General features: G+C 75.5%; 7 protein-coding genes. 1 reads left to right on the top strand and 6 read right to left on the bottom strand.

Features of this window, described 5'->3' with window-relative positions; translation table 11 throughout:
* Nucleotides 1–118: 118 nt before the first annotated feature.
* Together ACIO9K_RS28320 and ACIO9K_RS28315 are read right to left on the bottom strand one after the other, a co-directional pair.
* Nucleotides 119–817, bottom strand: coding sequence for a sigma-70 family RNA polymerase sigma factor (locus tag ACIO9K_RS28320; protein ID WP_350879510.1), 699 nt, complete (start codon nucleotides 815–817; stop codon nucleotides 119–121).
* Nucleotides 818–1034: 217 nt separating this feature from the next.
* Nucleotides 1035–1385: a hypothetical protein gene (locus ACIO9K_RS28315; protein WP_363617423.1), complete on the bottom strand. Its 351-nt coding sequence runs from the start codon at nucleotides 1383–1385 to the stop codon at nucleotides 1035–1037.
* A 559-nt stretch (nucleotides 1386–1944) separates the two neighbouring features.
* Here ACIO9K_RS28315 and ACIO9K_RS28310 point away from each other — a divergent pair.
* Nucleotides 1945–2952 carry a hypothetical protein gene (locus tag ACIO9K_RS28310; protein ID WP_363617425.1) on the top strand — a complete coding sequence of 336 codons (1008 nt, stop codon included), beginning with the start codon at nucleotides 1945–1947 and terminating at the stop codon, nucleotides 2950–2952.
* Between the two features lie 191 nt (nucleotides 2953–3143).
* Here ACIO9K_RS28310 and ACIO9K_RS28305 read toward each other — a convergent pair whose 3' ends face one another.
* The 4 genes from ACIO9K_RS28305 to ACIO9K_RS28290 form a co-directional block, all read right to left on the bottom strand.
* On the bottom strand, nucleotides 3144–4373 hold the full coding sequence (locus ACIO9K_RS28305) for a S8 family serine peptidase (protein ID WP_363617427.1): 1230 nt from the start codon (nucleotides 4371–4373) through the stop codon (nucleotides 3144–3146).
* The gene (locus ACIO9K_RS28300) at nucleotides 4370–7729 is read right to left on the bottom strand and encodes a right-handed parallel beta-helix repeat-containing protein (protein WP_363617429.1); all 3360 of its coding nucleotides are present in this window, start codon (nucleotides 7727–7729) and stop codon (nucleotides 4370–4372) included. Before ACIO9K_RS28300 ends, ACIO9K_RS28305 begins: the two co-directional genes overlap by 4 nt.
* Before the next feature lie 63 nt (nucleotides 7730–7792).
* Nucleotides 7793–9277, bottom strand: coding sequence for a hypothetical protein (locus ACIO9K_RS28295; RefSeq protein WP_400334219.1), 1485 nt, complete (start codon nucleotides 9275–9277; stop codon nucleotides 7793–7795).
* Between the two features lie 67 nt (nucleotides 9278–9344).
* The gene (locus ACIO9K_RS28290) at nucleotides 9345–9791 is read right to left on the bottom strand and encodes a hypothetical protein (RefSeq protein WP_363588556.1); all 447 of its coding nucleotides are present in this window, start codon (nucleotides 9789–9791) and stop codon (nucleotides 9345–9347) included.
* Between the last annotated feature and the right edge of the window lie 187 nt (nucleotides 9792–9978).

Here is a 9978-nt window from a genome sequence, read left to right as displayed (position 1 = left end):
GCGTGGTGGCGCCCTGCCCGCCCCCCCCCCCCCCGCGCCGCCCCCCGCCCCCGGGGGCCCCCCCGGGGGGCCGGGGGGCCCCGCCACGGGGAGCCGGTCAGCAGTCAGCAGTCAAAGGTCAGCGGGAGACGGCGGCACCCGGGCGGTCGAGCGCGGCCGCCTGGCCGCGGCCGTCGGCCGGGCCGTAGCCGTGCTCCGCCGCGAGGACCGGGCGCAGCGCCCGGATCGCGTAGAAGTTGCGGGACTTGACCGTCCCCGGCGGCACCCCGAGCCGGGCCGCCGCCTCCACCACCGAGCGGTCCCGCAGGTGCAGTTCGACCAGCACCTCGCGGTGGTGCTTCTGCACCCGGCGCAGGGCCAGTGCGATGTCCCGGGCGACGACCACCTGCTCGTACGGGTCCTCGGCGAGCGGACGGTCCTCCAGCGGCTCGCCGATCACCTCCTTGGCGCGGGCGGCGGCCATCCGGTAGTGGTCGATCGCGATCCGCCGGGCCACCGTGAACAGCCAGGGGCGGCTCTGCTCGGCACCGGCCGCCAGCGCCTCGGGGTGCTGCCAGGCGCGCAGCAGGGTCTCCTGGAGGATGTCCTCGGCCTTGCCCCGGTCGCCGCCGGTGGCGCGCAGCAGCGCGCGCAGCAGGTAACCGCCGTGCAGCCGGTGGATCTCGGCGAGCGTGTCCGGGTCGAGGGTCGGGCGGGCCGCCTTCGGCGTGCCGGGCGCGGGGGCGGATCCCGTGGTGGCCGACGGGTCCGTGCCGGCCGGCGGGCCGACGGGCGGCTGGGCGACGGACGTGGGCTGGGCGACGGGCTGCTTCGACACGCGCGGCCTCTCAGATCGGGCAAGGGCAGGGCGACACACCGACCGGACTTCCCCGGCGGCTACAAGCAGCAGACTGCCCGCAGCCGCCAAGGCCGCACCAACGATCCGCCAACGCCCCGGCCCCGCACGGCCGGGCCGCAGGCCACGACTCCGCACGGACACCAGCCAGCCATCTCGCAGCCATCTCCCGGCCGCCTCATGGCCACCAGACCGCCCCTCAGGCCTCGTTGAGCACGCGCACCAACTCCTGGACCCCGTCCTCCCCCCGGTGCTCGATCAGCACCGCGACCCAGGTCGCCAGCTGCTCCCGCTCCACCGCCGACCAGGCCGGTGCCGAGGGGTGCTCGTCTACCACCAGCGCCACCGCCAGCTCCCGCAGCCCCGGTGCGGGCTCCGGCCTCCACCGCTCGGTCGGCAGCGCCCGCAGGGCGAGCCGCCGGGCGGCGGCGGTCACCTCCTCCGCCGTGCCCTCGGGCACCTCCAGCGCGGGCGGCCCGGGCCTGCTCGGCTCCTCCTGCCGTACCAGCGCCGCGACGACCTCGCGCACGTCCGGCCCGTCCGGATCCATCGTTGTCCCTCCCCCATCCCGTCCCACGGGAGTCACGCCGGCTGCTCCTGCATGGCACTCGTTCCGCATCGAGTGCCATCCGAAGACGGTATCTACTGACAGCCGGTCCAGCAGAGGGTTTTCCGGTACGGCCGGGCAGTTGCCGCTCAGCTGCCGCCCGCACGCCGGTTCGGCCGGCAACGAGGCGCCCGGCTGGGCCTCCGCGTTTCGGCAACACCGCGGCCACCGGGCGGGCGCCCACCCCGCACCACGACACCGGCCCCGCCCCAGACCGCCGTCGAGGCCGGGCCGCCGCCGGCGTCCGCGCCGGCCGGAGGACCGGCCGACGACGGCGGACCGGCCGTCGTGACGGCGCGGTTCCTGGTGGCGCGCATGAGCTCCTCCGAGCATGACGAGGAACGCGAGGTGCGCCCTGTCCCGCTCAACGGACCTTCCACCGGGGGCGGTTCACCGATCCGCAGGGTGACGCGCGTTGAACCGGAACGGGCCCTTCGCCCGTAGTCCCGACTGAACGCACCGACGGTCCGGCCCGGCGCACCGTGAACCAGGAGGTCACCCGATGGCTTTCTCCGACGGCACCCCCGACGACGGAGCCGCCGCCACCCCGGAACGGCCCGACTACACACCCGCCGCCTGGCCCGAGCCCGTCCCGCTGCTCCCCCGGCAGCCCCTCGACCCGCTCGGCACCGTCCTGATCCCGCCCGCCGAACGGCGGCTGTTCACCCGCGCACCGGCGCCGCAGGCGCAACCGCCCGCACCGCCCGGCGACCCCACCCCCACCGCCCTGCTCGCGGTACCCACGCCGTCCCCGGCCACGGCCCCCGCCGCGCGCCAGGACCGGGCGGCCCACCCGCGCGCCCTGCGACTGCCCTTCGGCGGCGGCACGGAGGCCCGGCGCCGCCGCCTCGTGGAGCGGATCCGGACCCCGCTGCGCAGCTGCCACCGCATCGCCCTCCTGGGCAGGCCCGCCGGGGGCGTCCCGGTCACGCTCGGCGCCCTCCTGGCGCAGCACCGGCCCGACCCGGTGATCGTCCTCGACCTCGCCGACGCCTCCCGCGTCTCGCACGCCGACCGGCGGATCCTCGACCGGAGCGCGGCCGGCCGGCTCGACATCCTCGCCGTCCGCCCGGACACCCCGGGCCCCGCGTTCCGGGACGCCCTGACCGACCTCAGCGGCCGCTACCCGATGATCCTCAGCGACACCACGGCCGCCGCGGGCGACGTCCAGCTCACGGCCGTCGAACTCGCGGACCAACTGGTCATCTGCGAACACGCCTCCGCCGACGGCGCCCGCAACGCCTCAGCGCTGATCGACCACCTGACCTTCCGCGGCCACGGCGACCTCGTCCGCGGCGGCACCGTCGTCTTCGTCCCCAGCCCGCCCACCGAGCGCCCCGTCGCCGACCGCCAGCTCCTCGCCCACTTCCGCACCCTCTGCCGCGACGTCGTCCTCCTCCCCGCGCACGCCCCGGGCATCCCCGGCCGGCTCCGCCCCCACACCCACCTCGCCTACCTCGAACTCGCCGCGCTCGTCGGCGACGCCCTGGCCATCCGCCACACCGTCTGAGGCCGCACCCCCGCCCGGAGGACGGATGGGCGGCCTCGGGGTACGTGCATCACGGGACGAACGAGGGGGCGCCCCCGCCCGGAGAGCGGCTACGAGCGCCGGGGCCACCGGGAGCCCGGCGGTCGAGGGCGCGGCGCCCACGCCCGAGGAGCCGCGCGACGGTGCAGCGGGAGGACGGCCGGGCCGACCTCTCACGCCTGGCCGTCCTCCGCCCTCCCCGGGCGCCAGCCGCGAGCACGGGCACGCGGCGTGACGGCGCCGGCGGCGGCGACGAGGGCGATGACGGCCAGTGCGGCCAGGGAGATCACCACGGCCTGGGTGGGGGCGGTGGAGGCGGGTGGAGCGGGGGGCATGGCGAGGGCGGCCGGTGTCGCGGCGGGGGGCGCCTGGTCGGGGACGGAGAGCTGGGTGACGGCGGCGACGGGGTCGATGGTGCCGTAGCCGACCTGCGGGTCGGGGGTGGTGACGGTGTGGTAGGCGGTGGTCTCCAGGCGCCGGATCAACTGGTCGGCGGTGAGGTCCGGGTGGCTGCCGAGGGTGAGGGCGGCGGTGGCGGCGACGAAGGCGGCGGCGAAGCTCGGCCCGGCGCCGGTGTAGTTGCCGCCGGAGGCCGGGCCGGTGCCGGTGACGGCGTCGCCCGGGGCGGCGAGGTCGACCCGGCCGCCGATCGGGACGGCTCCGGCGCCCGAGGGGAGGGCGCCGCCGGGGGCGAGGTCGCGGACGGCGAGGACCTCGCCGTAGGCGGCCGGATAGGCCGGTCCGGGTTTCCCCGAGCCGGGCTGGACGTCAGGGGCCGCAGGCGCGACGATGACCGCCCCCTTGCTCCGGGCCGCCCGCACCGCCCCGGCGAGCGCGTCGTTGCCGGCCGGCAACGCCGCCCCGACCGCGATGATCCGCACTCCCCGTTCGCTCGCCGCCGTGATCCCCTGGGCGAGCAGGTCCGCCGTCGTGGCACCGCCGTCGTCGGTGACGGAGACGGCGAGGATCCGGGCCCGTGGGGCGAGTCCGGCGAAGCCCGTCCCGTCGCGGCGGTCGGCGGCGATCAGGCCGGCCAGGAAGGTGCCGTGGCCGACGCAGTCACGGGCTGGGTCCCCGCCTCCGGTGAGTTTGGGGGCGTAGTCGAGGCGACCGGCGAGCAGGCCGGTGCCGTCGGTCACGCCGGAGCCGAGGACGGCGACGGTGACGCCGTCACCCTGGCTGAGCGGCCAGACCCGGTCGGGGCGCAGGAAGGTCTGGGGCCAGGGCGTGAGCGACGTGCGCTTGGTGGACGGGGGCAGGCAGCCGGCCGGCTTCCCGGACGCGTCGCGCCGCAGCTGGGTGACGCCCGGGAGGCTGTCGTCGCCGACGGGGGTGTCGGCCAGGGCCGTGCCCGCCGTCGGCAGCAGCAGTCCGACGGCGAGGAGGGCGGCCGCCGTCCTCACGCGAGGCTGCCGATCCGCCCGGCCGGGATGTCCTGGGGCAGCAGCAGGCTGAGTTCGTCCAGGTCCGCCACCTCCAGCCGGGAGAGCCGGCCGGCCTGCCGGGTGATCATCGACTCCAGCACCTGACGGGCGAAGCGCCCGTTCCCGAAGGACCGGTCGCGCGGGACGGCGGCGAAGAGTTCGCCGAGCGCCGCCAGCGTCTCCGGTGTGCAGTTGTACCCGGCGGTCTCCGCCTGGAGGCGGACGATGGTGACGAGTTCGTCGTCCGCGTAGTGGTCGAAGGTGATCTCGCGGGAGAAGCGGGAGGCCAGGCCGGGGTTGGAGGAGAGGAAGCCGCGCATCTCCTCCTGGTAGCCGGCCACGATCACCACGACCTCGTCGCGGTGGTCCTCCATCAGCTTCATCAGGGTGTCGACGGCCTCCTGACCGAAGTCGCCGCCGGTGCCGTTGCGGGGCGTCAGGGTGTAGGCCTCGTCGATGAAGAGCACGCCGCCGCGGGCGCGTTCGAAGGCGTCGCGGGTGAGCTGCGCGGTGTGGCCGATGTAGCGGCCGACGAGGTCGGCGCGGGCGGTCTCGATGAGCTGACCGGCCGGCAGGACGTCGAGTTCTGCGAGGAGTTCGCCGTAGAGCCGGGCGATGGTGGTCTTGCCGGTGCCAGGCGGGCCGGAGAAGACCAGATGGTGGCTGATGGTGGCAGCGGGCAGTCCGGCCTCGACGCGGCGGCGGGTCTGCCGGGTCAGGTTGACCAGGTCCTCGACCTGTTCCTTGGCCGCGGCGAGGCCGACCATGCCGCGCAGCCGGTCGAGCAGGCCGGGCTCCTCGGGCTGGTCGGCTCCGGCGGCGGCGCGGGCGACGGCGGCGGCGGCCTGCTCGCCGACGTCGGCGGGGAGCAGCCGGCTGAGGTCGGCGTTGTCGAAGTCCTCCAGTTCGGCGAGCCGGGAGGCCTGGCGGTCGACCATCTCCTCGAAGACCTTGCGGGCGGCGCGGCCGTTACCGAAGTCGGCGCCCTTGGGCATCCGGTCGAAGTGGACGGCGAGGGCCTCGCGGGTGCCGTCGGCGAGCTCGTAGCCGTGGCCCCCGGCGGCGTGTTCGACGATGGTGGTGAGTTCGTCGACGCTGTAGTTCTGGAACTCGACGGTGCGGCTGAACCGCGACGCGAGGCCCGGGTTGGAGGCCAGGAAGTCACGGATCTCGTTCTCGTACCCGGCGACGATCACCACCAGGTCCTCGCGGTGGTCCTCCATCAGCTTGACGATGGTGTCGATGGCCTCGCGGCCGAAGTCCGGTCCGGTCCCGCCGGAGCCGGCCGACAGGGTGTACGCCTCGTCGATGAAGAGCACGCCGCCGAGCGCCTCCATGACGACCTCGGTGGTCTTGAGCGCGGTGCCGCCGATGATCGAGGCGACGAGGTCGGCGCGGGCGACCTCGACCAGGTGGCCGCTGCGCAGCACGCCGAGTTCGGCGAGGATGGCGCCGTAGAGTCGGGCGACGGTGGTCTTGCCGGTGCCGGGCGGGCCGGCGAACACCAGGTGGCGGCTCATCGGGAGGGAGGGCAGCCCGGCCTGCTCGCGGCGCCGGGCCAGCTTGTTGAGGTTGACCAGGGTGGCGACCTGCTCCTTGACGCCCTCCAGGCCGACCAGGGTCTGCAGGACGGCCTGCGGGCCCTGCGGTCCGGGAGCGGCGGGGGCCTCCTGCGGGGTGCCGTCGGCGGACTCGCCCTCGTCCCCGGCGGCGGTCGCCGCGGCGGTGACCGTGCCGTGCGCGTCGGGCGAGCGGTTGTCCCGGCTGTCGAGGTTCTCGACGGCGAGCCGGTCGGTGGGCTCGCTCTGCCGCAGCCCGGCGCCCTGGTTCTCGGCGGTGACGCAGTCGGTGAGCCGGACGGGTTCGGCGGACTCCGAGCGCAGGCCGTCCACGGTGTTGTCGGTCAGCTGGCAGCCGGTGAGGGTGGCGCGGGCGCCGGGCAGCAGGTGGAGCCCGTGGCGGCGGTTGGCCCGCAGCCTGGTCCTGGTCGCGGTGAGTTCGCCGCCGTGTTCGACGCTCGCGCCGTCGAACGCGTTGTCGGCGGACTCGACGTCGCGCAGGGTGGCGATGCCCTCGGCGCCGATCGAGATGCCGCAGGCCTTGCTGCCGCGCACGAGGCTGCCGCCGAGGTAGGTGTTGGCGCCGTCGGCGATCCGGATGCCGTTCTTGCCCGCGTCGAGCACGGTGGCGTCCTCGATCCGGCCGCGCCCGTCCCGCACCACCTCGACGCCGTGGCCACCGGCGTCCGTGACGGTGGTGCGGCGCAGCAGCGGGTTGGCGCCGTCACGGATGACGATGCCGCCGCCGGCCGCGTCGCGCACCTCCAGGCGGTCGAACTCGGCGGCGCTCTCCCCGGTGAGGTCGACGCCGTCGGTCTCGCTGTCGCGCACCACGGCCCGCACCAGGCTGGGGCTGGCCGATTCGTCGACGTGGATGCCGGCCTGCGCGGCGGCGGTGACCTCGCAGTCCTCGAAGGTGCCGCGGGCACGGCCGGCGATGTGCAGGCCGTGGCCCTGGCTGCGGACGGCGCGGCAGCGGCGCAGCAGGGGGTCCGTGCCGTTGGTGAGGACGTACCCGTGGCCGCGCACGGCGGTGACGGTGCAGTCCTCCAGCACCACCCGCGCGGTGGAGCCGAGGAAGACGCCGACCGCGCTGTCGCGGACCTCGGTCCGCAGCAGGCGGGTGGTGCTCTGCTCCTCCAGGGCCACGGCGGGTTTGTCGGTGGCGGAGATCTCGCAGTCCTCGATGACTCCGCGCGCCTCCCCGTTGGCGCAGATGCCGTTGCCGCGCGCGTCGCGCAGGACGCAGCGCCGCACGGTGGGGTTGGCCCGTTCGCCGATCACCAGGGCGGAGGTGCCGAGGTGTTCGATGACGCTGTCCTCGATGACGCTGGCGCCGGTGGAGGTCTCGACCAGCCCGGCGCCGGCGGTGTTGACCACCCGGCAGCCGCGCATGGCCAGTTCGCCCTGCTGGCGGGTGAGAACGGCCGTCCAGGCGTTGCCGATCACCTCGCAGTCCTGTAGGGCGAGCTGGCCGCGCGGGACGTCGACGGCGGGCAGGTCGTCGTCCTGCCCCTGGATCACCAGGCCGGTCAGCTGGACGGCCTCGGCCAGGACCTGGACCACCGAGCCACGGCGCGGACTGATCCGCACACTGCCCCGGACGTCCTCGGCGGTGATGGTCACCACCTTGGTGAGCACCAGGTTCTCCTCGTACCGGCCGGGGCGTACGGAGATCACCGCGCCGCTGCGGGCTGCCTGGAGGGCCTCGCCGATCGTGCGGTAGGAGCCGCGTTCCCGCTGCTCCGCGCAGACCGTCAGCACCGGGCGCGACATGCCTGGGGGTTCCCTTCGTCGTGGGGCATTCGTTCGTGACCTGCTCGGAGGATGAGGGTCAGGTCAGGGTGTGCAGGTGACGCGCATGGCGCTGGCGGCGTGGTGGGCGTAGGTCTTGTTACCGCCGACCCAGTCCTGGCCGCGGGTGTGCAGGGTGACGGACAGCGAGCCGCGGTACTGGAAGGTGCCCTCGCCGACCCAACGGCCCTGGTTGGAGGTCTGGTTGATCTTGAAGTCGCTCGACCCGCTGCCGCTCTGCACGGTGTAGTAGGTCGGGTTCCCGCCGACCTTCTTCACGTCCCCGCTGGCCGGGATGTAGACGTCCAGGGTGCAGCTGGTGACCTTGTCCACGGTGAAGGTCCACACCACCGAGTTCTTGTCGTCCGAGCCGTCCCCGGACATCGGCACCGAGGTGTACGTCCCGTTGCAGCCGTCGCCGCTGTAGCCGCCGGAGTTGCTCCGCCAGCCGGAGTCGCCCTGGTCGAACCAGCCCTTCTGGCTGTACACGCCGCTCTTGTTGCCGCAGTACGGGCCGGTGACCACGACGGTGGGCGCGGCCTTCTGCGGGGGCGGCGGCGCGGGCTGCTGGGAAGCCGGCGGCGGCGCGGGGTTCTGCGGGGCCGGCTGCTGCGGCGCGGGGTTCTGCGGGGCGGGGTTGGCGGCGCCACCGGCCGCGCTCCCCGCCGCGCCACCTGCGGCGGCAGCGGCGGCGCCACCGGAACCGGAACCCGAGCCGGAGCCGTCCTGGGCGCGACCTGGAGCGGTGGTCGAACTCGCTTTGCCACCACCGGAGTTAGCGGCTCCGCCGGATCGAGCGGCAGTGCCTCCCGCGCCTCCGCCGCTTCCGGTGCCGTTCGGGGCCGAGGCCGGCTGGTCGCCCGGGGCGGGCGTGCCCGTACCGGCGTCCGCGGCCGGGACCACCGCGTCGGGCTGACCGGGGGCAGGGGTGCCGCCGGAGCCGCTGGTACCGCCGTGCTCGTCGAAGTTCGGGACGAAGCCGTTGCCGCCGTCCCCACCGCTCTGCCCGTAGCCGGGCGGGGCGTCCGCCTGGGCCGGGCCGCCCTTGTGCTCGTTGCCGCCGAGCTGGGTCACCACCACGGAAGTGCCCACCAGCACCAGGCCGACGGCGACGGCCGCCGCGATCATCGGGCGGGAGACCCGGCCCGGCCGGGGGCCCTGGTCGGTGCCGGTGTCGGTGGAGGGCTCGGCAACGCTCGCGGCGGCCACCGCCTCGGGCGTCCCGGCGGCGGTGGGTGCTGCGGTGGCGGGTGCTGCGGTCGTCGTGGCCGTGGCCGGTGCGGGCACGGGCGGGACGGCGGGAGGTGCAGCCGGCTGCTCGCGCTCCGGCTGCGCGGGCAGCACCGCGGTCGCGGCGCCGGAACCCGCCTCCGCCGCTTCACCCTTCGCCGAGGCGGTTCCCTCCGAGGCGGCCGCCGCCGACGCACCCTCCGGCGGCTCGACCTCCGCCGCCAGGGCCCAGTTCACCTCCGGGAGCTGGAACCCGGCGCCCGTCCGCCCCGCCTCGCCGCGCTTCTCCTCGGCCACCATGCATCCCCTGCACTCGACGACACTCCTGTGGGGAGGTACGGACGGAGTGGCCGAACCGGTTCAGCCGCTACGAGCCGACCGTCCAGACCGGCTCCTCGTCGGAGTCCGGCGGGGTCAGGACGAAGGACACCGCCCGCTCCAGCACCGCCGCGTCCGGCGCCGCCCACGGACCGTCGCCCTGCGCGCGGACGTGAGCGAGCAGCTCCGGGTCGGGCGCCAGCCCGTACTCCTCCAGGTAGTACGTCACGGTGTCGGTCCAGATCCAGGACCCGTCGGTACGGAAGCCCATCGGGACGATGGAGCGTCGCTGCCGGTCCACCACGTCGTCCATCAGCATCGGCGTCAGCAGCACGGGCGCGCCCGCGCGCAGGTAGCCGACGAGTGCCTCGCGCTCCGCGCGCTCCTCGATCCTCGGCCGGTCCGGCCCGAAGCCCGGCCCCGTCACCGGGTCCACGGCGTCGAACACCGACGCCAACCGGAAGTCGTCCCGCATCGTCCCGCTCGTCCCGCTCATCCCGCACTCCTCCCGCCGGTTCGCCCCTACGCTTCGTCCGACGGACGGAAGGCCGCCCCGGGTTCATCGCGGTGCCGGGCCGTCGGCCGACGGCCCGACCGGCCGGGTCGGAGCCAGGGCCCACCACCGGCCGGGGAGAGCGGGAGGGGCGCCGGTGCCGCGCCTCGGACCAGGTGATCCGCGCCAC

It is taken from the genome of Kitasatospora sp. NPDC087271 (assembly GCF_044744605.1).
Taxonomy (GTDB): Bacteria; Actinomycetota; Actinomycetes; order Streptomycetales; family Streptomycetaceae; genus Kitasatospora.
Note: the sequence above shows the minus strand (reverse complement) of the source record. Positions and strands in the feature narration are given on the sequence as shown.

What these genes read in the sequence shown, in the direction of transcription:
- ACIO9K_RS28315 (WP_363617423.1), bottom strand. Translation starts at nt 1,385, where the DNA reads ATGGATCCGGACGGGCCGGACGTGCGCGAGGTCGTCGCGGCGCTGGTA.
- ACIO9K_RS28310 (WP_363617425.1), top strand. Translation starts at nt 1,945, where the DNA reads ATGGCTTTCTCCGACGGCACCCCCGACGACGGAGCCGCCGCCACCCCG.
- ACIO9K_RS28300 (WP_363617429.1), bottom strand. Translation starts at nt 7,729, where the DNA reads ATGTCGCGCCCGGTGCTGACGGTCTGCGCGGAGCAGCGGGAACGCGGC.
- ACIO9K_RS28295 (WP_400334219.1), bottom strand. Translation starts at nt 9,277, where the DNA reads ATGGTGGCCGAGGAGAAGCGCGGCGAGGCGGGGCGGACGGGCGCCGGG.
- ACIO9K_RS28290 (WP_363588556.1), bottom strand. Translation starts at nt 9,791, where the DNA reads ATGAGCGGGACGAGCGGGACGATGCGGGACGACTTCCGGTTGGCGTCG.